The 22,341-nt window shown below is 60.6% G+C and carries 20 protein-coding genes and 3 tRNA genes; 18 read left to right on the forward strand and 5 right to left on the reverse strand.

The window, feature by feature from the left end; translation table 11 throughout:
* From ffh to Q0W88_RS00585, 6 genes are all read left to right on the forward strand, one after another.
* Positions 1–1,367: signal recognition particle protein (gene ffh / locus Q0W88_RS00560; protein ID WP_297798865.1), on the forward strand; the 1,367-nt coding region annotated here is incomplete at its 5' end.
* 97 nt (positions 1,368–1,464) lie between these two features.
* Positions 1,465–1,719, forward strand: a complete 255-nt coding sequence (gene rpsP / locus Q0W88_RS00565) for a 30S ribosomal protein S16 (protein ID WP_297798867.1) — start codon at positions 1,465–1,467, stop codon at positions 1,717–1,719.
* A gap of 16 nt (positions 1,720–1,735) precedes the next feature.
* Positions 1,736–2,260: a ribosome maturation factor RimM gene (gene rimM / locus Q0W88_RS00570; protein ID WP_297798869.1), complete on the forward strand. Its 525-nt coding sequence runs from the start codon at positions 1,736–1,738 to the stop codon at positions 2,258–2,260.
* Positions 2,260–3,018, forward strand: coding sequence for a tRNA (guanosine(37)-N1)-methyltransferase TrmD (gene trmD, locus Q0W88_RS00575; protein ID WP_297798871.1), 759 nt, complete (start codon positions 2,260–2,262; stop codon positions 3,016–3,018). The genes rimM and trmD overlap by 1 nt, the downstream gene beginning before the upstream one ends.
* 91 nt (positions 3,019–3,109) lie before the next feature.
* Complete coding sequence (gene rplS, locus Q0W88_RS00580; RefSeq protein WP_297798873.1) at positions 3,110–3,469, forward strand: 50S ribosomal protein L19; 360 nt, start codon at positions 3,110–3,112, stop codon at positions 3,467–3,469.
* Between the two features lie 60 nt (positions 3,470–3,529).
* A complete protein-coding gene (locus tag Q0W88_RS00585) occupies positions 3,530–3,931 on the forward strand; it encodes an RNA-binding S4 domain-containing protein (protein ID WP_297798875.1) in 402 nt (133 codons plus the stop codon).
* Position 3,932: 1 nt separating this feature from the next.
* Here Q0W88_RS00585 and mutS read toward each other — a convergent pair whose 3' ends face one another.
* Positions 3,933–6,512 (reverse strand): DNA mismatch repair protein MutS, encoded by a 2,580-nt coding sequence (gene mutS / locus Q0W88_RS00590; protein ID WP_343212518.1) that lies wholly within the window; start codon positions 6,510–6,512, stop codon positions 3,933–3,935.
* Positions 6,513–6,562: 50 nt separating this feature from the next.
* On the opposite strand from mutS, the gene Q0W88_RS00595 reads away from it, so the two are divergent.
* Positions 6,563–7,069 carry a CinA family protein gene (locus Q0W88_RS00595; protein ID WP_297798877.1) on the forward strand — a complete coding sequence of 169 codons (507 nt, stop codon included), beginning with the start codon at positions 6,563–6,565 and terminating at the stop codon, positions 7,067–7,069.
* Between the two features lie 54 nt (positions 7,070–7,123).
* Positions 7,124–9,004, forward strand: coding sequence for a glycoside hydrolase family 13 protein (locus tag Q0W88_RS00600; protein ID WP_297798879.1), 1,881 nt, complete (start codon positions 7,124–7,126; stop codon positions 9,002–9,004).
* A 46-nt stretch (positions 9,005–9,050) separates the two neighbouring features.
* On the opposite strand, the gene Q0W88_RS00605 is transcribed toward Q0W88_RS00600, so the two are convergent.
* The 4 genes from Q0W88_RS00605 to Q0W88_RS00620 form a co-directional block, all read right to left on the reverse strand.
* Positions 9,051–10,742, reverse strand: a complete 1,692-nt coding sequence (locus Q0W88_RS00605) for a hypothetical protein (protein WP_297798881.1) — start codon at positions 10,740–10,742, stop codon at positions 9,051–9,053.
* 8 nt (positions 10,743–10,750) lie between these two features.
* Entirely contained in the window at positions 10,751–11,161 is a 411-nt protein-coding gene (locus tag Q0W88_RS00610; protein ID WP_297798884.1) for a hypothetical protein, read from the reverse strand.
* An 89-nt stretch (positions 11,162–11,250) separates the two neighbouring features.
* Positions 11,251–11,589, reverse strand: a complete 339-nt coding sequence (locus Q0W88_RS00615; RefSeq protein WP_297798886.1) for a hypothetical protein — start codon at positions 11,587–11,589, stop codon at positions 11,251–11,253.
* Position 11,590: 1 nt separating this feature from the next.
* The gene (locus Q0W88_RS00620) at positions 11,591–13,702 is read right to left on the reverse strand and encodes a toll/interleukin-1 receptor domain-containing protein (RefSeq protein WP_297798888.1); all 2,112 of its coding nucleotides are present in this window, start codon (positions 13,700–13,702) and stop codon (positions 11,591–11,593) included.
* Positions 13,703–13,832: 130 nt separating this feature from the next.
* Between Q0W88_RS00620 and lexA the strand changes: the two genes are divergently transcribed.
* The 10 genes from lexA (at position 13,833) to Q0W88_RS00670 (ending at position 22,298) form a co-directional block, all read left to right on the forward strand.
* Positions 13,833–14,489 carry a transcriptional repressor LexA gene (gene lexA / locus Q0W88_RS00625; protein WP_297798890.1) on the forward strand — a complete coding sequence of 219 codons (657 nt, stop codon included), beginning with the start codon at positions 13,833–13,835 and terminating at the stop codon, positions 14,487–14,489.
* A 150-nt stretch (positions 14,490–14,639) separates the two neighbouring features.
* Entirely contained in the window at positions 14,640–15,671 is a 1,032-nt protein-coding gene (gene recA, locus Q0W88_RS00630; protein ID WP_297798892.1) for a recombinase RecA, read from the forward strand.
* Positions 15,671–16,162, forward strand: coding sequence for a regulatory protein RecX (locus tag Q0W88_RS00635; protein ID WP_297798894.1), 492 nt, complete (start codon positions 15,671–15,673; stop codon positions 16,160–16,162). The genes recA and Q0W88_RS00635 overlap by 1 nt, the downstream gene beginning before the upstream one ends.
* 73 nt (positions 16,163–16,235) lie before the next feature.
* Complete coding sequence (gene alaS / locus Q0W88_RS00640) at positions 16,236–18,902, forward strand: alanine--tRNA ligase (protein WP_297798896.1); 2,667 nt, start codon at positions 16,236–16,238, stop codon at positions 18,900–18,902.
* Between the two features lie 82 nt (positions 18,903–18,984).
* Positions 18,985–19,179: a carbon storage regulator CsrA gene (gene csrA / locus Q0W88_RS00645; protein WP_297798899.1), complete on the forward strand. Its 195-nt coding sequence runs from the start codon at positions 18,985–18,987 to the stop codon at positions 19,177–19,179.
* A gap of 66 nt (positions 19,180–19,245) precedes the next feature.
* Positions 19,246–19,338, forward strand: a tRNA-Ser gene (locus Q0W88_RS00650).
* A gap of 112 nt (positions 19,339–19,450) precedes the next feature.
* Positions 19,451–21,220: a copper resistance system multicopper oxidase gene (locus tag Q0W88_RS00655; protein WP_297799032.1), complete on the forward strand. Its 1,770-nt coding sequence runs from the start codon at positions 19,451–19,453 to the stop codon at positions 21,218–21,220.
* Positions 21,217–22,029 carry a copper resistance protein B gene (locus tag Q0W88_RS00660; RefSeq protein WP_297798901.1) on the forward strand — a complete coding sequence of 271 codons (813 nt, stop codon included), beginning with the start codon at positions 21,217–21,219 and terminating at the stop codon, positions 22,027–22,029. Before Q0W88_RS00655 ends, Q0W88_RS00660 begins: the two co-directional genes overlap by 4 nt.
* Before the next feature lie 97 nt (positions 22,030–22,126).
* A tRNA-Arg gene (locus Q0W88_RS00665) sits at positions 22,127–22,203 on the forward strand.
* 18 nt (positions 22,204–22,221) lie between these two features.
* Positions 22,222–22,298: transfer RNA gene (locus Q0W88_RS00670), tRNA-Pro, on the forward strand.
* The last annotated feature ends 43 nt before the right edge of the window (positions 22,299–22,341 follow it).

The raw sequence follows: 22,341 nt of genomic DNA on the forward strand, positions 1-22,341 counted from the left end.
AATCGCTGACCCAACGCCTGTCCGGAACCCTGCAACGCCTGCGCGGCGTCGGCCGGCTGACCGAAGACAACATCAAGGATTCCCTGCGCGAAGTGCGCATTGCCCTGCTCGAAGCCGATGTCGCCCTGCCGGTGGTGATGGCCTTGATCGAGCGCATCAAGGCGCGCGCGGTCGGTCAGGAAGTGCTTAGTAGTCTCACCCCCGGGCAGGCTCTGATCAAAATCGTGCACGACGAACTCGCCGCGGTGATGGGTGCCGAGGCGGTCGATCTGAACTTCAATGTGCCGGCGCCGGCCATCATCCTGATGGCGGGTCTGCAGGGTGCGGGTAAAACCACGACGGTCGGCAAGCTGGCCAAATTCCTGAAGGAAAAGCGCAAGAAGAAAGTCATGGTGGTCAGCTGCGACGTCTACCGTCCGGCCGCGATCGCCCAGCTGGAAGCCTTGGCCAAGCAGGTCGGGGTGAACTTCTTCCCCAGCCAAGCCAGCCAATCACCGGTGGACATCGCCAAGGCCTGCATCAGCGAGGCCCGTAAAACCTACATGGATGTGGTGCTGGTCGATACCGCCGGCCGTCTGGCCATTGATGCCGACATGATGGCCGAAATCCAGCAGCTGCATGCGGCCCTGAATCCGGTGGAAACCCTTTTCGTGGTCGATGCCATGACCGGCCAGGATGCCGCCAATACCGCCAAAGCGTTCAGCGAAGCGCTGCCGCTGACCGGTGTGATCCTGACCAAAACCGACGGCGACGCCCGCGGCGGTGCCGCCCTGTCGGTCCGCCACATTACCGGCCAGCCGATCAAGTTCGTCGGCGTCGGTGAAAAGCCCGAGGGTCTGGATGTGTTCCATCCGGACCGGGCCGCCAGCCGCATCCTCGACATGGGCGATGTGCTCAGTCTGGTCGAGCAGGTGCAGTCGCAGGTCGATCACGAAAAGGCCGCCAAGCTGGCCCAGAAAGTGGCCAAGGGCAAGAAATTCGACCTGAATGACATGCGCGAGCAGTTCCAGCAGATGCAGTCCATGGGCGGCTTGTCCGGCCTGATGGACAAGCTTCCGGGCATGGCGCAGGTGCCGGATCACGTCAAAAACCAGGTCACCGGCAAGGAAATGCCGCGCATGATCGCCATCATCAATTCGATGACCCCGAAAGAGCGCCGCAATCCTGGGCTGCTGAACGGCTCGCGCCGGGCCCGCATCGCCCGCGGTTCGGGCACCACCCCGGCCGACGTCAACCGCCTGCTCAAGCAGTACCAGCAGATGGAAGGCATGATGGCCAAGCTCTCGCGTGGCGGCATGAAGGGCATGATGCGCGGCATGAAAGGCATGCTCGGCGGCGGCTTTCCGGGCGGATTCGGCGGTCGTTAAGCTTCCGGCTTTCCATAAGGCCGGTTTGGGGCTATAATATCGGGCTACCCGAGGCTTCGGCCCCGATTCCACCCCGAACTACAGAGCACATTACATTATGGTCAAGATCCGACTGACCCGCGGCGGCGCCAAAAAGCGTCCGTTCTACCACATCGTGGTGACCGACCAGCGCAACAAGCGCGATGGCCGTTCCATCGAGCGCGTGGGCTATTACAACCCGGTTGCCCAAGGCAACGAAAAGCGCGTCGAGCTGAACACCGACCGCGTCAACCACTGGGTTTCCCAAGGCGCGCAGCTGACTGACAAAGTCCGCATGCTCGTGAAAGAAGCCTCGAGCCAGGCCGCTGCCTGAGCCCGTCCTCGCGGCCATGACGCGAGGGCCTGACATTACGCCGGAGCGCCGCATCCTCATTGGCAGGATGGTCGGCGCTTTCGGCATTTCAGGCGAAATCAAATGCCAAAGCTTCGCCGATCCGCCCCAGCAGCTGCTCAAATACAAGCCGCTGATTCTGGTCAATGCGGGTCAGGAGCGCATTCTGGAAAGCCTGAGCGGACGCATGACCGCGAAAGGGCCGGTGATTCGCCTGCCCGGTGTGGATGACCGCGACGCGGCCGAAGCCCTGCACGGTGCCGAGTTGTGGGTGACCCGCAGCCAGCTGCCCAAGGCCAAGCCGGGCGAATACTACTGGATCGATCTGGAAGGTCTGCGCGTGACTAACCGCGAAGGCGTCGATTTCGGCACGGTCTCGCATCTGTTCGACACCCCGGCCAATCCGGTCATGGTGGTGGTCGGCGAGCGCGAACGCCTGATTCCCTTCCTGCTGGACCGGTTCGTGGATACCGTCGATCTCGAGGCCGGCGAAATCCGCGTCGATTGGGATGCCGATTTCTGATGCGCTTCGACGTCATCACCCTGTTTCCCGATTATTTCCGCCAGTGCCTGCAGGTCGGTGTGGTCGGCCGCGCCTTCGAGCGCGGTCTGGCCGGTTTGCATGTCTGGAATCCGCGGGATTTCACCCATGACAACTACCGCCGCATCGATGAGCGCCCGTTCGGCGGCGGGCCGGGCATGGTGATGATGGCCGATCCGCTGATGGAATGTCTGGATGCGGTGGTGCAGGCCGATGTGGCGCCCGCACATACCGTTTATCTGAGTCCGCAGGGACAGCCATTCACCCAGGCCAAGGCCCGCGAACTGGCCGGCCGGCCGCGTCTGGTGCTGCTGGCCGGACGTTACGAGGGCGTCGATCAGCGCTTTGTCGATGCCCGTATCGATGAGGAAATTTCGCTCGGGGATTATGTGCTGTCCGGTGGCGAGCTGCCGGCGGCCACCGTGATCGATGCCGTGGTCCGGCTGCTGGACGGCGTGCTCAATGATGCCGACTCGGCCATTCAGGACAGTTTTGAAGACGGCCTGCTGGACTGCCCGCATTACACCCGCTCCGAGGCCCTCGGCACGCAGGGGGTTCCCGAGGTGCTGTTGTCCGGAAACCATGCCCTGATCGCCCGTTGGCGGCGCAAGCAGAGTCTGGGCCGGACCTGGCTGAAACGCCCGGATTTGCTGGATGAAACCCGGCTGAGCAGGGCCGATGCCGCGCTTCTGGCCGAGTTCAAAGCTGAACAGACCGGCAATTCCCCGGCCAATGCCTGAAACCCCTAGTCAAAACCGCAACTTTCGGGCTATAATAAGCGGCTAAACACGCCGAGAGGCGTCCCCCAGAACGACTGAATCGTGGTGTCCTATGAACCTCCTGCAAAAATTCGAAGCCGAACAAATCACCCGCAAGCTGCCTGACTTCGGTCCCGGCGACACCGTCGTGGTCAACGTCAAAGTCAAAGAAGGCAACCGCGAGCGCGTGCAAGCCTACGAAGGCGTGGTCATCGCGATCAAGAACCGCGGCCTGAATTCCGCTTTCACCGTCCGCAAGATTTCGCACGGTTTCGGCGTCGAGCGCGTGTTCCAGACCCACAGCGCCACCATCGACTCCGTGTCGGTCAAGCGCCGCGGTGACGTCCGTCAGGGCAAGCTGTACTACCTGCGTGACCTCGAAGGCAAGAAAGCCCGCATCAAGGAAGACCTCAACTACGGCAAAAAAGCCTGAGTTGATGCCTGACCGTTTTGCACACACGGCCGCTCACGCGGCCGTTTGCATTTAAAGCGCATGAACAAAGACCCCCTCACCGAAGTCCGTGCCGATGTCTGGCTATGGGCCGCCCGCTTCTTCAAGACCCGGAGTCTGGCCAAGCAGATGCTGGCCGGCGGCAAGGTGCAGATCGGCGGTCAGGCCATCAAGCCCTCGCGCATGCTGCGCCGCGGCGATGTCCTGCAGATCACGCGCGCCAATGAGCTTTATGAAATCAGCGTGCTCGGCCTGAGCGAGCAACGCGGTCCGGCACCCGCGGCGCAGGCCCTGTATTGCGAATCCGAAGCCTCGCGCATCCGGCGTGAAAGCGAACGCGAGATGAAGCGCCTGGCCAATGCCGGCTACAAGGCGCCGCTGACCAAGCCCGACAAGCGCGCACGCCGGCTGATCCAGGCGCTCGGCGACATCGACGCGCTCTGATTCAGCGCAGCTGTTTCAGACGATACAAGGCTTCGAGCGCCTGCTTCGGCGTCAATTCATCCGGTTGCAGGGCGTCCACGGCATCGGCCAGCGCATTGTCGGTCACGAACAGGCCGAGCTGCGCGGGCTGCTCAAGCGCCTGCGCCTGCAGGTTCAAGGGCTGCTGCGGCTTGTTTTCCAGCTGGGCCAGCGCCTGTTTCGCACGGGTCAGCACCGGCCTGGGCAGACCGGCCAGCGAGGCCACCTGCAGACCGAAACTGCGGTTGGCCGGCCCGTCCTTCACCGCATGCATGAAGATCAAACGGTCGCCATGTTCCACCGCATCCAGATGCACGTTGCGGATGCCGGCGTGGGTTTCAGGAAGTGCGGTCAGTTCGAAATAATGGGTGGCGAACAGGCAGTAGGCGCGGTTGCCGTCACACAGGGCTTCCGCGCAGGCCTGCGCCAGTGCCAGACCGTCGTACGTCGACGTGCCGCGTCCGATTTCATCCATCAGCACGAATGAACGGGGTCCGGCATTACGCAGGATGAAACTGGTTTCCGCCATTTCCACCATGAAGGTCGACTGGCCGCGCGCCAGATCATCGCCGGCACCGATGCGGGTCAGGATGCGGTCGATCGGGCCGAGCTGGGCGGACTCGGCCGGAACGAAACTGCCGATGTAAGCAAGCAGGATGATCAGCGCATTCTGCCGCATGTAGGTGGATTTACCGCCCATGTTCGGACCGGTGATCAGCAGCATGCGCTGCTCGCCATCGAGAATAAGATCATTTGGTTCGAAAGCCTGCTCGCGGACCTGCTCCACCACGGGATGCCGGCCACGTCGGATGCGGATGCCATCGTCGTCCAGCAACTGCGGACGGCACCAGTTCAGGGCCTCGGCGCGCTCGGCGAAGGCTGCCAGCACATCACATTCGGCCAGGGCCTGGGCGCAGGCTTTCAGGCTCTGCAAATCGTCATTGAGCCGGTCGAGCAGCTGTTCATAGAGAAAGCGTTCGCGCGCCAGCGAACGTTCCCTCGCCGAAAGCACTTTGTCTTCGAAGGCTTTGAGTTCTTCGGTGATGAAACGCTCGGCGCCGGTCAATGTCTGGCGTCGGGTGTAGTGTGCCGGTGCTTTTTCGGCCTGGCCTTTGCTGATTTCGATGTAATAGCCATGCACGCGGTTGTAGCCGACCTTCAGCGTGGCAATGCCCGTTGCGGCTTTTTCACGCGCTTCCAGATCCACCAGAAACTGATCGGCATTGGTCGAAAGCACGCGCAGTTCGTCGAGTTCGGCATCGAAACCGCCGGCAAAGACGCCGCCATCCCGCAACAGGACCGCCGGTTGTTCCAGTAAGGCCGCCTGCAGGTGTGCTGCCAGTTCAGGATGCCGTCCCAGCGCGGCGCGCAACTCCCGCAGCCGGGGCGCTTCGGCCGGTTGCAGCACGGCTTCGATGTCGGGCAGACGCAGCAGTCCGTCGCGCAGGCCGCTGAGATCGCGCGGCCGTGCACTGCGCAGGGCAACACGGGTCAGCATCCGTTCCAGATCGCCGATGCCGCGGAACACGGCCCGAAGCGGCTCGGACCATTGACGGTCGAGAAGTTCGGCCACGGCCTCATGACGATGCCTGACGGTGTCGGCATTCCGCAAAGGACGGTGCAGCCAGCGCCGCAACAGGCGTCCGGCCATTGGACTGCAGGTCGTATCGAGGACGCCCAGCAAGGTGTGCTGCAATTGACCATCGAAGCGCTCATCCAGCTCCAGATGCCGGCGGGTGGCGGCATTCATGGCGATGGCATCATCGCTTGCTTCCCATTGCAGCGAGCTCAGATGCGGCAGCCGCTGTTTCTGGGTTTCTTCCAGATACCCAAGCAAAGCCCCGGCGGCGGCGATCCCGGCGCTGTAAGAAGGCGTGTTTTCATCCAAGCCGAAACCGCTGAGGTCGGCGACCCCGAAAAACTGCAGAAGCTGCCGTGCGCTGGTTTCAGCATCGAAATACCACACCGGCCGCCGGCGCAGGCCCTTGCTGCCGGCCAGAAGATTGGCGAGTTCATCGGAGTCCGGTATGAGGATTTCGGCGGGGTTCAGACGCGCCAGTTCCGCCGTCAGTTGCTCGGCATCGCCGGCATAACTGAGCAGGAAGCGTCCTGCGGCAACATCGGCCCATGCCAATCCGAATCCCTGTTTGGTCCGGGAAACCGACAGCAGCAGTTGTTCACGCCGGTCGTCCAGAAGGGCTTCATCGGTCAGCGTTCCGGGCGTGATGACCCGGACCACTTTGCGTTCCACCAGGCCCTTGGCCAGTGCCGGATCACCGATCTGCTCGCAGATGGCCACCGATTCACCGAGTGCGACCAGCCGGGCCAGATAGCCGTCGGCGGCATGGTAGGGCACGCCCGCCATCGGAATGGCGTTGCCGCCGCTCTGGCCGCGCTGGGTCAGGGTGATGTCGAGCAGACGCGCGGCCTTACGGGCATCGTCGTAAAACAGTTCATAGAAATCGCCCATGCGGAAAAACAGCAGCACATCGGGGTATTCGGCTTTGGCGCTGAAGAACTGCCGCATTAGCGGCGTGTGCTGGGATAAATCGTTCGAAGCCATGGGGTTTTCGCTTATGCTATGGCCATAGTCTAACCCGAGGCAGACCCTGCTTGAACGCTTTCGTTGATGGATCCGATATTGCCCTGCAACAGCTGGCCCGGCAGCTCGGCGACCGCCTGTTGGCGGAACACCTTACCCTGTGCACGGCCGAGAGCTGCACCGGCGGCTGGATCGCCAAGATCCTGACCGACATCCCGGGCAGCTCGGCCTGGTTCGATTGCGGCATGGCGGCCTACAGTTACGAGGCCAAACAGGCTTTGTTGCGGGTGCGTCCGGAAACCCTGATGGAACATGGCGCGGTCAGCAAGGAGACTGCCCTGGAAATGGTCTCCGGCGCGTTGATTACGTCCGGTGCAAGCCTGGCCGTGGCGGTAACCGGCATTGCCGGCCCGGGCGGCGGTCTGCCGGGCAAGCCGGTCGGCACGGTTTGGATTGCCTGGAAGCGGCGCGGCCATTATCCGAGCGCCCAGGTCTTTCATTTCGAGGGAGACCGCGAAGCCGTGCGCCGGCAAACGGTCGCAGTGGCTTTGCAGGGATTGATGCCCTTAATTGGTTAGAGTTTCCGATTTCCGGCCACGGCTTGACCGGGGCTTTCAACGAAGGAAAATGTCATGCGATTCCATCAATTTCTTACGGCGGTGCTGTTAGGCTGCGCTGCATCGGCTTCTTCGGCCGCGGAAACTTCACCGGAGTTCGTGCCGCAATGGGCGAAATCCGCCGTGTGGTATCAGATCTTTCCCGAGCGCTTCCGCAACGGCGATCCGTCGAATGATCCGACCGTGGCCGACATCGCCGGTGCCGATCCGATGGATCCGCCGAAGCAGTGGCGCGTTCATCCCTGGGGCAGCGACTGGTATCAGCTGCAGGACTACGAAAAAGCCAACGGTGAGCCGGAACTGTGGAAACATATGCAGCGCCGCCGTTACGGCGGCGACCTGCAGGGCGTAATCGACAAGCTCGATTACCTGCAGGATCTCGGCATCAATGCCATTTACCTGAACCCGGTCTTCGATGCGCCCTCGAACCACAAATACGACGGCGCCAGTTACCATCACATCGATCCGAATTTCGGTCCCGACCCCAAAGGCGACCGTGCTTTGATGGCCAAAGAAAACCCCGGCGATCCGAAAACCTGGGTGTGGACCAAAGCCGATGAGCTGGCGCTCAAGCTGATTGCCGAAGCCCACAGGCGCGGTATCCGTGTCATTTTCGACGGCGTCTTCAATCACATGGGCTTCAACAGTTTCGCGCTGCAGGACGTCCGCCGCAATAAGATGAAATCGCCGTATCTGAGCTGGTTCACCATCAAGAACTTCGATGACCCGGCCTCAGGGGTTCAGTTCGACTACGAGGGCTGGTGGGGCAACAAGTCGCTTCCCGAACTGCGCGAGGACGCCAACGGCATCGTTGCCGGTCCGAAGGCCTACATCTTCGCCGCCACCCAGCGTTGGATGAACCCGAAGGGGCAGGGCACGCAGCACGGCATCGACGGCTGGCGTCTGGATGTCGCCTACATGGTTGCGCATCCGTTCTGGAAGGACTGGCGCCGTCATGTCAAAGCCATCAATCCGGAGGCCTACCTCACTGCCGAGATCGTCAATACGCCCGAGGTCGTGAAACCGTACCTGCAGGGCGATGAATTCGACGCTGAAATGCATTACAACTTCGCATTCACGGCCGCCGAGTTCCTGTTCAACGAAGGCAAATACCGCATCAGTGCCCGCGAATTCGACCGCAAGCTGGCCGAGTTGCGCACGCTGTACCCGCCAGGCGTGGCCTATGTGAACCAGAATCTGTTCGGCAGCCATGACACTAACCGCATCGGGTCCTACATCGTCAACCGCGGCTTGGGCAACTTCCGCGACTGGGGCAAGTGGTTCCAGATGTCACAGCCGATCAACAATCCGGCATTCAGCGTGCGCAAACCGAATGCCGCCGAGCTCCAGCTGCAGAAACTGTTCGTGGTGCTGCAGATGACCTATGTCGGTGCTCCGATGGTGTATTACGGCGATGAAGTGGGCATGTGGGGCGGCAACGATCCGGATGACCGCAAGCCGATGATCTGGCCGGACATCGTCTATGAAAAAGAACGGGCTCTGCCGAAGCAGGACCTGCGGCCGGAATCCGAAGCCGATACGGTGGTGCAGAATGCCGATCTCCATGCGTTCTACAAAAAACTGATCGGCATCCGGAACGCCCATCCGGCGCTGCGTACCGGAAGCTACAAGACCCTGCTGGCGGACAATGGCGACGAGGTGTTCGCCTATGAGCGGCAGTCGGGCGACGAGGTCCTGTGGGTCATCCTCAATAATTCGGAAAGGGAACAGACCGTGCGTCTGCCGCGTGCGGGCTTCGATGAATTCGAAGACCTGCTCAACGGCCGGACCTATGCGGGGCAGCGGGCGGAGATGGAATTCAGCGTATCCGCCAAACAGGCGGCGGTATTGCGTGCTGTGCGTGTTCCGCTCAATGGCAGCGCTCCGGGCCGCTAGCCGGGACCGGCGGTAGCTGTCCCGGGTAGAGGCTCCGGCGGGCGTCCTAGAACTTCGACTTATCGAGGGGGCGTTCCCGGTGCATCAGCGTCCATTCGGCATGTTCGGCCAAGGCGGCCTCGCCCAGCGTACGCAGGATACGCCGCCGTTCCTCATCGGACCGGCTGCTGTCGAGCCGGCGTTTGGCGGCGTTGAAAATGCGGGCCATGAACCGGTACTGTTTGATCAGCTCTTTGTCGGCTTTCTTGTAAGCGTAGGCTTCATGCACCGCCGCCGTTACCGACAGCAGCCCCATGGTGGCGACCATCACGTTCTGCGCCAGGCCATCGATGGCGCGCGCGAATACCGCCAGAACCACGCTGATGCCGATGCCGATCCACAGGCAGGAAGCGGCCAGCCATTCATTGCGCCGGTGATGGCGGACGCGCTTTTCGGAAGTGGCCGAATAATACGCCAGCTGGCCGGGTGAATCCGAAGTGCCGATCCATTCGCGGATGACCGTATCGATGCCATCCAATGAAGGATCCAGCGGTTTGAGCATGCCTTCCAGGCTGGCTGCACGCATCACATTGCGGATCCAGCCCAGCTCCACATCCTGCTTCTGCAGGAAATTGTCGTGGGCGAAAGCCGGCCGGCCGGTATCGACAATGCCGGCGCGGCGCCAATACGATTGCACGCGCAGTCCTTCAGCAAGGGCACGGTAATCGATGTACTGGCGATGCCACTCACGCCGTGTGGCAACGCTGTTGATGCCGATGCCGGCCAGGAAGAACAGCAGGAACAGATAGATCATCACGTCCTTGGCCATGATGTCCGAGTACATGATGAAGGCATAGCCCATCAGGGCCGCAAGAACGTAGGTGATCAGCAGAATACGGCTGACCCGGCGCCGGTAGGTCGTCGCCAGCCAGTCGGCGCCGCCGAAGTAAACGCCGATAGGGCAGTCGGTTTTACCCAGGGATCCGGCTTCGAGGATTTCATCACGGTATTGCCGGCAATCATGATGGTATTCGACCTGTCGGCGGAACATGGTAGCGAAGGATTCCGGTATCCGTTCTGAAGGCTGGGCATCATCGCCCGAGGTCAGCCAACGGCCTTCGCCATCGAGGTCGGTTTCGCTGCTCTGGCGGCCGGCCGGAATGTGGAAAACCAATGATTCTTCATCGAGGCCCAGGTTTCCCGTGGCGGCTTGACGGCGGTCGACGGTCCCGGGCAGGGTGCCGTGCAGGTGGTATTCGACCACCTGCGCGGTTCCGCCGAAATGGCCGTTTTCGGAACCATCCCAGAGCGCCAGCAGGATATGGCAATGGCTGGAGGTGAACATGCCGGCATGGGCATACTGACGGTTGCGGGCATAGCCGCCATGACGGATATCATCCGGACTCCGTGCATCCTGCAATGCGAGCTCGAGGCAGGCGCATTGCTGCAGCTGCCGGTCGAATTCCGCCAGTTCTTCAGGGTCGTCGAAGTCACTCCGGTAGAGGACAGCCGGTACCGGCAGGGCGGCGATCACGCGGATGCCGCGTTCCAGCGCGATGCCGGCCACCAGCTGATCGGCGCCGGCCGCCAACGGGCAAAGCACCGTCAGCGGCAATTCGGGATAATCATGCTCCAGCAGATCGAACAACGCATGGATCTGTTTACGCAGGCGCGGTAATTCAGTGGCCCGCAGGTTACGGTGTCCGGTTACGCCAATGACCAGGCCTGCCGTTTCAGCGGTTTGATGAGTTTGAGCCATGGTCGCAATTACTTGTTAATGACCCTGGGGTCGCAACTCAGGAGCTCGCCGGTCTGCTTGTTCCTGAGGTTTATTTGGTAGTAAACATCGGCCGGACCGGTGTTTGCATTGAATATGTTGAGTACATTGCCGTTCCCGCCAGCCGCCTCCCTGAGCTGATCCGAACCTGGACCCTTGAATGAGGTCGGTTCGAAGACCAGGTCGTCGCCGTACAACACTTCGACCTGGATCTTCTTGCCGCCTGTTTTTTGCATGACCTCGACGTTCCCGTACCCATCCGTACCGCCGCTGAATTGGCAGCCGTTGATATTAAGTCCGACTTTGAAGTCCGGCACATTGCCATCCTGTGCGGATAGGCAGCTTGACCCAGCAATCATCGCCAACGCAAGGCCATGAAGATGAATTTGACTGAGGCGCATGTGATGTCCTTTGGATGATGAACGGCGTCGAGGTTCTGGGATGGCTTGGAATGGGCGGATTGCCGATGGACGGTCCGCGCCGTCATACTTTATTGATTGACAATCCTCGGGTCACAAAGCACATCGGGACCGCCGCTGGAGTCGCCGACGATGACCGTATATTTGACGTCGGCCGATGTTTGGCAATTGTCGTCGATATCGACCCGGCGCTCGTTGCCCTTGATGTCGAAGCTGAAATTTTCCTGTCCTGAACCCTGGAACTGGACGTCCTTGATGAAGTAGTTTGCGGCGGCATTCAGACTGACATGGATTTTCGAGGGTCCCTGGCCGACTGAGTTTTCGACATTGCCGTTGCCTTTGTTGCCACCGGAATACTGGTAGTTGCCGTTCTGTACGGATAATGAAACCTGCTGGTCTGAGTTGGGCATCTTAGTTCTCCTTGGAGGGGTTGATGGGTGAAGCGGATGAAACCAAAAATCCGGTCCCGCCAGGGTCCGGAGCGAAACGGGGGTCTTTGTAGCCGGCTTTCGACAATGCGGATTCGGTTTCTAAAGCTTTTGCGGCATCGCCAAGATTGATTGCCAGTAGACGGCGTACAGGACTGAAATCAAAAATCCGTATGGTCTGGTTGTCCAGATGCTTGGCGGTCTCGCCCCAGGTATCCTTCGCCAGGCCGGCTTTGCCATCTGCCATCTGCGCAGAACCAAGAATCAGGGCCGATTTCGCCAGTTCCGCGACAAGCAGAGGGGATTGCTCGGATTCTTTAAGCAGAACGGCAATCTGGTTGTGGCTCATTTCGGCAGATGCGAGGGCTTCCGCGGTTTTGCCGTTCTGGAGTTTACGCAGCGCTTTTTCACGATGCATTCCGGAAAGTATGGTTTTATTTTTGGTGTTTGATGGATCCCTTTCAATCAGGGTATTTAATCGGCTGATCAAACCATCCAGTTCAGCATCATGACTGCTCGACCAGCCACCACGGGGGATCATCGACAGACGTAGCAATTCGGCCTTGTGCAGCACCTGAAGCCAGTCGGCATTGTTCGGATCCTTCTGTGTCAGCATCGAAAGGATTCTCAGGGATTCCGCATTGAGGCGCTTTGCAGAATCGACATCGCCGATATAGAGTTTCGCATCCGTCTGGAATGTCAGGTTGGAGGCAAAAGTGAAAGTTGCACGCGCATTTTCATCTTTCAGGTAAATGGGTCGGAGCAGTTTCGCGATTTCGGTAAAGGCCTCATCGCTTCCGGCGAGATCGCCAAGGTCCATCTTGCTCGAACCGATCCAGGACCAGGCCTCGGCAAGGCTGTAGGCGAGTTCGACATCTTCTGGATTCTTTTTCAGCTCTTCGGCATTGATGTCGCGGCTTCGGATGAAATTATCGAGTGCTTCACGTGTATTTCCGCGCGCACGCGCCAGGCTGCCGAGATTGGAATACGCGTAGGACAGCTCCATGTTGTAGACCGAGTTGCCTGGGTCGCGTGCGAGCAGCTCGCGGCTATGCTGCATGTATTTGTTGAATGCATTTTCCGCGAGTTTCAGGTCGCCCCGTTCCCAGCCGACCGCGCCGACCCAGAATTCGGCCTGGCCGAGTTCGAACAGATTGTCATTGCTTTTCGGGTCGGCTTTGTAAAGGGCCTGCATTTGTTTAAGCGATTCCTCGAAGGCGGTCAGGGCAGCTTTCAGATCGCCTTTCGATTTGCGGACTTCGCCGATCTGGTGCAGGGCCTTGCCGCGCTCACGCAGTTCCTTGGGGGTGCCTCGGTCGCCGAGCGTTGCGAAATAATTCATGGCCTGGTCGCCGATGGAATCCAGGATTTCGAGCTTGCCGATGGGCTCAAGCCGTTCACGCAGGTCGCCGAGCATGAAGCCGATCAGGTTCTCGGCCTGGCTGCGGCGTATTTCCGATTCGCGTTTGGCATTCAAGGCGTAGACTGCCAGGCCGATGGTCAGTACCGAGATGAAGATCGCGCCGGCGGCCACGATCGACCAGAATCGGGCCTGTCGCTGGGCATCCCGGCGTTTGAGGTCATCAACGCCGACATCGAGCAGGCCTGCCGCGATTTTAAGCATCGCATTGCGTTTTCCATCCCCGCCCGGGGCGGCATCGGCGGCCAGAGGCTCATGAATGATGTTGCCGTTTTCATCCTGCAGAATGGCCGATGGAAATGCGCAGTCCGATGCGTGCGGATCCGGACTGCCGGCGACCAGCAGACAGAAAATGCGGTGACCCCGGCCGGAGGCCCGGAAGCGGCGGATTTCCTCATTGACCCAATGCGAGGCGCGTGCCGCTGGGGAGCAGATCACAATTAGCGCATCCGAGTCATCCATTGCTTTGCGGATCGATTCGGAAAGGTCGCCGCCGGAAGCCAGTTCATCGCGGTCACGGAACACCGGAAACAGGCGGGCGGGGAGTTCAGGTTTGCTCTGGCGAAGCGATTTCGGCAGCCGGTAACCTTCCAGCGCACGCTGAAGCCAGCGCGCCCAGGCCTCGTCGCTGTGGCTGTAACTGATGAATGCCCTGTAATGCCGTTGAACCGCCATGCCTTTACTGATCCCCTCGGCCCCCTTGCCTTGGCTAATACTACCCTTGAATCAAATGCTTGGGGTTTAATCAGGAATTATTCTTGCAAAGGGCTTGACAGGCCGTAATTTGTTAGTAGTATTACTACTAATGGACATTTCAGACAACCAACAAGCCATACTTGCCTTCATTGCCCAATGCATCGAGGAGCAGGGCGTGCCGCCCTCCCAGACCGAAATCGCCAACGCGCTCGGCTTCCGTGGCGTCCGTGCCGCACAATACCATTTGGACATTCTCGAACAAGCCGGATACATCCGCCGCCTGCCCGGTCAGGCCCGCGGCATCCGCCTGTGCCACCCGCAATCCGATGAGGATGTGGAGATTCCCCTGCCTCGAACCCGGGTGGAATCGGCCAGCGATGCCCTGCGTCTGCCCGTTTTGGGGCGGGTGGCGGCCGGCCTGCCGATCGGTGCCGATATTCCGTCGGATGACTTCGTCCTGCTCGACCGCGCCTTCTTCTCTCCGGCGCCCGATTACCTGTTGAAGGTGAAGGGCGATTCGATGCGCGATGACGGCATCTTCGACGGCGATCTGGTCGGCATTCATCGCACCCAGCAGGCCCTGTCCGACCAGATCGTGGTGGCCCGCATCGATGATGAAATCACCATTAAACGCCTGAAAATCGGCAAGCATGGCATTCGCCTGATGCCGCGCAACCCCGATTTCAAGCCGATCGAGGTTCGCCCGGACCAGGACTTCGCCATCGAAGGTCTTTACTGCGGATTGATCCGCCCTTCCGGAAAATGAGTACGCCGGTTTCCGACACCGGATTCCGTGTTTGCCTGACAGCGTGCCGGTCAGGCATGCAGCAAGATGATGTTACGGCGGTCTCAGCTTCTGCGACAGCCGTCGATTACGATTCAATCACCCCCACGAAACAACCCTGAGGAACCGACGATGGATGAGAACAAGAAACGCGCACTGGCTGCGGCCCTGGCCCAGATCGATAAACAGTTCGGTAAAGGCACGGTCATGCTGATGGGTGACAAAAGCATCGAGGCGGCCGAGGTCATCGGCACCGGCTCGATCATGCTGGATCTGGCGCTCGGTATCGGCGGTCTGCCGAAAGGCCGTGTCGTTGAAATCTACGGTCCGGAATCCTCGGGCAAAACCACGCTGACCCTGCAGACCATCGCCCAATGCCAGAAAGCCGGCGGAACCGCGGCTTTCGTCGATGCCGAGCACGCGCTCGATCCGGGCTATGCCCAGAAACTCGGCGTCAATGTCGATGATCTGCTGATTTCGCAACCGGATACCGGTGAACAGGCCCTTGAAATCGTCGATATGCTGGTGCGCTCGAATGCCGTCGACATGGTCGTCATTGATTCGGTGGCGGCCCTGACCCCGCGCGCCGAAATCGAAGGCGAGATGGGCGAAATGCAGGTCGGTCTGCAGGCCCGTCTGATGAGCCAGGCCCTGCGCAAGCTGACCGGCAATATCAAACGCAGCAACTGCATGGTCATTTTCATCAACCAGCTGCGCATGAAAATCGGCATGATGATGCCCGGCCAGAACCCGGAAACTACCACCGGCGGCAATGCTCTGAAATTCTACGCCTCGGTGCGTCTGGACATCCGCCGCATCGGCTCGGTCAAGAAGGGCGATGAGATCATCGGCAATGAAACCCGGATCAAGGTAGTCAAGAACAAGATGGCGCCACCGTTCAAGCAGGTCATCACCGAAATCCTTTACGGCGAAGGCATTTCCCGTGAGGGCGAAATCCTTGATCTCGGCGTGGATGCCAAGTTCGTCGAGAAATCGGGTGCCTGGTACAGCGCGCTTGGCGAGCGTATCGGTCAGGGTAAGGAAAATGCCCGTCAGTACCTGAAGGACAACCCGAAAATGGCCCTCGAGCTCGAAGCCAAAATCAAAGATAAGCTCAAGCCGGTCATCGTGCCGAAGAAGCCCATTGAAGATATCGAAGCCTGATGCGCAGAAAAGTTTCGGAGCTGCCGGCGTACCAGCAGGCCATGGGTCTTCTGGTACGCCGCGAGCATTCGAAGCGGGAGTTGAAGCAGAAGCTTCGACAGCGCGGCAAGGAGGACGGCGAAATCGACACCGCGCTGGAAACCCTGTCACGGCAGGATTTCCAGAATGACGAGCGTTTTGCCATGGCCCTGGCGCGATCTAGGCAGGCCGCGGGATACGGTCCGGTCCGTATCCGGGCCGAAATGGCCCAGCACAGCCTGGCAGCCGAGATCATCGCTGAGGCCATTGCCGCACTGCCAGTTGATTGGCTGGAAACCGCCCGGAGCCTCGTCGCTCGGCGCTATCTGCGCAAAATCCAGACGGACCCGGCACAAAGCCGGAAAGCCGTTGACTTCCTGCTCCGGCGCGGATTTGAGCAAAAAACCGCCTACAGTGCCGTAAAAATCACGGAATGGCCGGCGGAGCCGGATTTAATCGACGAAAGTCCCTAAAAGCATCGGCAAATGGTTTAAAATCAAGGCGTAGCGGCACATTCGGCGCCGCGTTCCACGCTTCAGGTTGACCATGACACAGATGACGTCGCGCTCGAGTGCGCAAATCCGCCAGGACTTTCTGGATTTCTTTGCCGGCAAAGGCCACACCGTCGTTCCCAGCAGCCCTCTGGTTCCGGGCAATGATCCGACCCTGCTGTTCACCAATGCCGGCATGGTGCAGTTCAAGGATGTCTTCCTCGGTGCCGAGAAACGCAGTTATAGCCGCGCCGTAAGCTCGCAACGCTGCGTCCGCGCGGGCGGCAAACACAACGACCTCGATCAGGTCGGTTACACCGCACGCCACCATACCTTCTTCGAAATGCTGGGCAACTTCAGTTTCGGCGATTATTTCAAGAAAGACGCGATTCAGTATGCCTGGGAGCTTCTGACCGAAGTCTGGAAGTTGCCCAAAGACAGGCTTCTGGTGACCATCTACCACACCGATGACGAAGCATTCGACATCTGGCATAGCCAGATCGGGCTGCCGGAATCACGCATCATCCGCATCGGTGACAACAAAGGCGCCCCGTTTGCCTCCGACAACTTCTGGCAGATGGCCGATACCGGACCCTGCGGGCCGTGTACTGAAATCTTCTTCGATCACGGTGAGCACATCGCCGGCGGCCCGCCCGGATCCCCGGATGAGGATGGCGACCGCTTCATCGAAATCTGGAACAACGTGTTCATGCAGTTCGACCGCCAGCCCGATGGTTCCCTGTTGCCGCTGCCGGCGCCGTGCGTCGATACCGGCATGGGTCTGGAACGTATCGCCGCGGTGCTGCAACACGTCCACAGCAACTACGAAATCGATCTGTTCGATCACCTGATCCGTTCGGCGGCCGTCTTGACCGGTACCGATGATCTCGGCAATAAATCGCTGCGGGTGATCGCCGACCACATCCGTGCCTGCAGCTTCCTGATTGTCGATGGCGTCATGCCTTCCAATGAGGGGCGCGGCTATGTGCTGCGCCGCATCATCCGCCGTGCCGTCCGCCATATCTGGAAGCTCGGTGCGCTGCGCCCGGATGGCCTGTTCTGGCGCATGCTGCAGCCGCTTTCCGAGAAAATGGCCGGCGCCTATCCCGAGCTGGAAAGCAAACGGGCCTTGATCGAGCAGGCGCTGAAAGCTGAAGAAGCCGCCTTCGCGACCACGCTTGATGCCGGCATGCTCCGGCTGGACGGCATGTTGGCCGCAGGCGGTCCGGCGGTCACCGGCGAGCAGCTGTTCCTGCTGCACGATACCTTTGGTTGCCCGCCCGATCTGGTCATCGACATTCTGCGTGAACGCGATCTGGAGCCTGCGCAGGATGCACTGGCGCAATACGAAGCCTTGATGGAGCAGCAGCGCGAACGGGCCCGCGGCGCCAGTAAATTCGCCGGAACGACCGGACTGCCCGCAGAGCTTGTCGCCACCCTGCATGCTACCGAGTTCAAAGGCTACGAAAAGCTCGAATGCGACGGTTGTCGGGTCGTTGCCGTGCTGCGTGACGGTCAACCGGTCCCCGCACTCGAGTCCGGCCAGCGCGGCATCGTCCTGCTCGACCGCACCCCGTTTTATGCCGAGTCCGGCGGCCAGGTCGGCGATGCCGGCGTGCTGTGCTCAGCGGATGGCGTTCATTTCAGGGTAGAAGACACCCAGAAACTATCCGCCATATTCCATGCCCATGTCGGCGTGCTGGACAGTGGCCGAATCGCTACCGGAGACAAAATCTCCGCCCGCGTCGATGCGGCGCGCCGCCAGGCCACGGTCATCAACCACTCGGCGACCCATCTGCTGCATGCGGCGCTGCGCAGCGTTCTGGGCGATCATGTCAGCCAGAAGGGCTCGCTGGTCAGTCCGGAACGCACCCGTTTCGACTTCTCGCATTTCCAGGCCGTTACCCCCGAGCAGCTGCAGCGCATCGAAGAAATGGTCAATAGCGAAATCCGCCGCAATGCCGAGGCCGAAGTCCATCACATGGGCATGCAGGAAGCCCTCGATTTCGGAGCCATGGCGCTGTTCGGCGAAAAATACGGCGAGCGCGTTCGTGTTCTGCGCATGGGAGATTTCTCCACGGAGCTGTGCGGCGGCACCCATGTGCATCGCACCGGCGATATCGGCGTGTTCAAGATCCTGTCCGAAGCCGGCGTTGCCGCCGGCGTTCGCCGCATCGAGGCCACCACCGGCGCCAATGCCGTTGCTGCGTTCAAACACAGCGAGTCGGTCCTGCATAGGGCTTCGGAGCTGATCGGTGCCCGCGGTCATGATGTGCTGGACAAACTGGCACAGCTGCTCGAACGCCAGAAGAAACTCGAGCAGGCGCTGGAGGCGTTCAAAGCCAAGGCCGCTTCCGGCCAGAGTGCCGACATGGCCGCAAAGGCGACCGACATTGCCGGAATCAAGCTGGTCAAGCTCCGCATTGAGGGGGGTGACCCCAAGACGCTGCGGGAACTGGTCGACAATCTGAAGGTCCAACTTCCGGATTCGGTCATTGTTTTGGCCGCCGCGCAGGACGGTAAAGCCTCCCTGGTCGCTGGCGTACAGGGCAAAGCGCAGGCCAAACTGAAAGCCGGAGATGTGCTGGCGCACATCGCCGCCCAGATCGGCGGCAAAGGCGGCGGCAGGGCGGATTTCGCGCAAGGCGGCGGCGAGGATGGTCCGGCCTTGGTCAAGGCCATGGCCGAGCTGGATGATTGGTTGGCCGGGCGTCTGGCCTGAGCCTATTTGCCCTCGGCCCGAATGTGGTCTAGGATTTGCTGGCAATGATGGAAAATAGCAGTACCGAAAAAGGAGTGCGCCCATGTTAATCCTGACCCGACGTGTCGGAGAAACGCTGATGATCGGTGATGAAATCACCGTGACCGTACTCGGCGTGAAGGGCAATCAGGTCCGATTGGGCATCACCGCGCCCAAGGATGTCGGCGTCCATCGGGAAGAGATTTACCAGAAAATCGGCAGGGATTCCGCGGAAAACGCCGAACCCAAAGCAGATTGAGGTTTACCGGACCGGCCAAAAGCCGTATCATGGTCAGCCTGTAGCGGTTCCGCCGTTTCAGACCCCGGAGAGATGCCCGAGAGGCTGAAGGGGCTCCCCTGCTAAGGGAGTATAGGGTCAAAAGCCTTATCGAGGGTTCGAATCCCTCTCTCTCCGCCACCTTCCAAAAGCCACCCCTGCGGGTGGTTTTTTTATTGGCGTTCACATCGCCTCGGCAACCTGCCGCGCCAACGGCGGTATGATGGTTCATCTGCATTTGATGGGCCAGAGCATGCCGTTCCCGGACACCAACCGCCGCCGTTTCGTTCAAGGTCTTGCTGCCGGCGGCATCGTTACCGGTCTGGGTGCGTGGCCGGCAGTTACGCATGCTGCGACCTCGGGCCCGGTCCTGCGAAGCAGCGATCTGCATTTGCGCATCGGCGAGCAACCGGTCAACTTTACCGGCAAGGCCCGGACTGCAGTCACCGTCAACGGCCGTCTGCCGGCTCCCGAAATACGCTGGCGGGAAGGCGATACCGTGACCGTGCGCGTCGATAATCTGCTGCCGCGCGGATCCCTGTTCGGCGACACCACTTCGATCCACTGGCACGGCATCCTGTTGCCGGCCAACATGGACGGCGTGCCGGGCATGAGCTTCGACGGCATCCGCCGCGGCGAGTCCTGGCTATACCGTTTCCAGCTCCGGCAATCCGGAACCTATTGGTATCACAGCCATTCCGGATTCCAGGAACAGGCCGGTCTTTACGGCGCGCTCATCGTCGAGCCGCGCGAGCCGGAACCCTTCAAATACGACCGCGACTACACGGTTCTGCTCAGCGATTGGACCGACTTGTCGCCGGCGGACCTGTATGCCCGGCTGAAGAAGATGTCGAGTTACGACAACTACGGAAAGCGCTCGGTGTCGGACTTCCTGCGTGATGCCGAGAACAAAGGGCTGGCGGAAACATTGGATGACCGCGGGGCCTGGGGTCGCATGCGGATGACGCCGACTGATCTGTCGGACGTCAATGCCAATACTTACACCTACCTGATGAACGGAACCACGGCATTGGGCAATTGGACCGGCCTGTTCCGTCCGGGCGAAAAAGTCCGCCTGCGCTTCATCAATGGCGCGGCGATGACCTATTTCGACGTCCGCATCCCGGGCCTGAAGATGACCGTGGTCGCCGCCGACGGCCAGAACGTGCATCCGGTCACGGTCGACGAGTTCCGCATCGCGGCGGCGGAAACCTTCGACGTCATCGTCGAGCCCGCGGGGCAGGACGCGTTTACCGTTTTCGCCCAGGACATGGGCCGGACCGGCTACGTCAGCGGCACCTTGGCGGTTCGCGAGGGACTGCGAGCACCGATTCCGGGGCTTGATCCGCGTGTGATCCTCAGCATGGACGACATGGGGCACGGCGGAATGGATCATTCTTCGCATGGAACATCGGCAAAACCGGATACCTCTGCAGCCACGGATCACAGCGGCCACGATATGGCCGCAATGCCGGGCATGGATCACGGCGGCACGGCGATGCAAAAACACCCCGACAGTGAAGCGGGCAATCCTCTGGTCGATATGCAGACCATGGCGCCGGTACCGAAGCTGGATGACCCGGGCATCGGCCTTCGCGGCAACGGCCGGCGCGTGCTTTCCTATGCCGATCTGCACAGCGGTTTTGACGATCCCGACGGCCGCTGGCCGAAGCGCGAGATCGAATTGCACCTGACCGGACACATGGAAAAATTCGCCTGGTCCTTCGACGGCATTCCTTTCGCCGGTGCCGAGCCCTTGAAGCTCAACTATGGCGAGCGCGTGCGCATCGTACTGGTCAACGACACCATGATGACGCATCCGATCCACCTGCATGGTCTGTGGAGCGATCTGGAGGATGACAAGGGCGCCTTCATGGTGCGCAAGCACACCATCGATATGCCGCCGGGCAGCAAGCGCAGCTACCGCGTGCGTGCCGATGCGCTGGGCCGCTGGGCCTACCACTGCCATCTGCTGTACCACATGGAATCGGGCATGATGCGCGAAGTGCAGGTGGTCGAGTGAAAGGTTTGATATTCGGTCTTTGCATCGCGTGCGCTCTACCGGTTCTGGCGCAGGAATCGGGCGAGAAAGCCGTGGATGATTTCTGGAACATGGAAACCCCGAAAACGCCGATTCCGCCGGTGACCGAAGCGGACCGGGCCGCGGCCTTTCCGCCCTTGGCGCATGACCATGCGCATGCCCCGCAGTGGCAAAGCAAAGTGCTGATGGAACGGCTCGAATTCTGGGATGCCGACCCCGGCACCGGTCTGGCCTGGGAAGGCAAGGCCTGGATCGGATCCGATATCAATCGGCTCTGGCTTCGGAGCGCCGGAGAGCGCGTTGCCGGCGAGACCGAAGCCGCCGATATTGAACTGCTTTACGGGCGTGCGGTTTCTGCCTGGTGGGATGCCGTGGTCGGCGTGCGCCACGACCTCGACCCCGGCCCATCCCAGGACTTTCTGGCCATTGGTGTGATCGGTCTCGCGCCCTACAAGTTCGAGGTCGAGGCCACGGCCTACTTGGGGCAGGGTGGACAGAGCGGCCTGCGCCTGGGTGCCGAGTACGAGACCATTCTGAGCCGCCGCTGGATGCTGCAACCTTCGCTTGAGGCCGAGTTTTACGGCCAATCCGATCCGCAGCGCGGTGTTGGCGACGGCCTGAATACGCTCGAGGCGGGGTTGCGCCTGCGTTATGAAATCAGCCGGAAGTTCGCGCCCTATGTCGGTTGGAGTCATGTACGCCATTTCGGTGAAAGTGCCGAGTGGCGGCGTCTGGCCGGTGAGTCGACCCGTGAAAACCAGCTCGTGCTCGGCCTGAGAGTGTGGTTTTGAGGGCAATCGGGTCGATTTTGGGCCTTAACCGCCGATGACTTGCCGCAAATGGCGGTTGACGGCAAAGCCGCTTTCATTCATAATTTCATCCCTCAGCGCGCCCGTAGCTCAGCTGGATAGAGCAACAGGCTACGAACTTGTAGGTCGGGAGTTCGAATCTCTCCGGGCGCGCCATTTTTTTCAACAGCCCGTCGGGGTTTAGCGCAGTCTGGTAGCGCATCTGGTTTGGGACCAGAGGGTCGGGGGTTCGAATCCCTCAACCCCGACCAACTGATGCACGAAAAGGCTTCCCTGAAATCCCGTCGTGGTGCA

Source organism: Arenimonas sp. GDDSR-1 (genome assembly GCF_025980345.1).
In the GTDB taxonomy this organism is placed as follows: Bacteria; Pseudomonadota; Gammaproteobacteria; order Xanthomonadales; family Xanthomonadaceae; genus Arenimonas.

Bases quoted from the DNA above. Each gene is read 5' to 3' on its own strand.
- rpsP (WP_297798867.1), top strand. From the start codon at position 1,465: ATGGTCAAGATCCGACTGACCCGCGGCGGCGCCAAAAAGCGTCCGTTC.
- rimM (WP_297798869.1), top strand. From the start codon at position 1,736: ATGACGCGAGGGCCTGACATTACGCCGGAGCGCCGCATCCTCATTGGC.
- trmD (WP_297798871.1), top strand. From the start codon at position 2,260: ATGCGCTTCGACGTCATCACCCTGTTTCCCGATTATTTCCGCCAGTGC.
- rplS (WP_297798873.1), top strand. From the start codon at position 3,110: ATGAACCTCCTGCAAAAATTCGAAGCCGAACAAATCACCCGCAAGCTG.
- Q0W88_RS00585 (WP_297798875.1), top strand. From the start codon at position 3,530: ATGAACAAAGACCCCCTCACCGAAGTCCGTGCCGATGTCTGGCTATGG.
- mutS (WP_343212518.1), bottom strand. From the start codon at position 6,512: ATGGCTTCGAACGATTTATCCCAGCACACGCCGCTAATGCGGCAGTTC.
- Q0W88_RS00600 (WP_297798879.1), top strand. From the start codon at position 7,124: ATGCGATTCCATCAATTTCTTACGGCGGTGCTGTTAGGCTGCGCTGCA.
- Q0W88_RS00605 (WP_297798881.1), bottom strand. From the start codon at position 10,742: ATGGCTCAAACTCATCAAACCGCTGAAACGGCAGGCCTGGTCATTGGC.
- Q0W88_RS00610 (WP_297798884.1), bottom strand. From the start codon at position 11,161: ATGCGCCTCAGTCAAATTCATCTTCATGGCCTTGCGTTGGCGATGATT.
- Q0W88_RS00615 (WP_297798886.1), bottom strand. From the start codon at position 11,589: ATGCCCAACTCAGACCAGCAGGTTTCATTATCCGTACAGAACGGCAAC.
- Q0W88_RS00620 (WP_297798888.1), bottom strand. From the start codon at position 13,702: ATGGCGGTTCAACGGCATTACAGGGCATTCATCAGTTACAGCCACAGC.
- lexA (WP_297798890.1), top strand. From the start codon at position 13,833: ATGGACATTTCAGACAACCAACAAGCCATACTTGCCTTCATTGCCCAA.
- recA (WP_297798892.1), top strand. From the start codon at position 14,640: ATGGATGAGAACAAGAAACGCGCACTGGCTGCGGCCCTGGCCCAGATC.
- Q0W88_RS00635 (WP_297798894.1), top strand. From the start codon at position 15,671: ATGCGCAGAAAAGTTTCGGAGCTGCCGGCGTACCAGCAGGCCATGGGT.
- alaS (WP_297798896.1), top strand. From the start codon at position 16,236: ATGACACAGATGACGTCGCGCTCGAGTGCGCAAATCCGCCAGGACTTT.
- csrA (WP_297798899.1), top strand. From the start codon at position 18,985: ATGTTAATCCTGACCCGACGTGTCGGAGAAACGCTGATGATCGGTGAT.
- Q0W88_RS00655 (WP_297799032.1), top strand. From the start codon at position 19,451: ATGCCGTTCCCGGACACCAACCGCCGCCGTTTCGTTCAAGGTCTTGCT.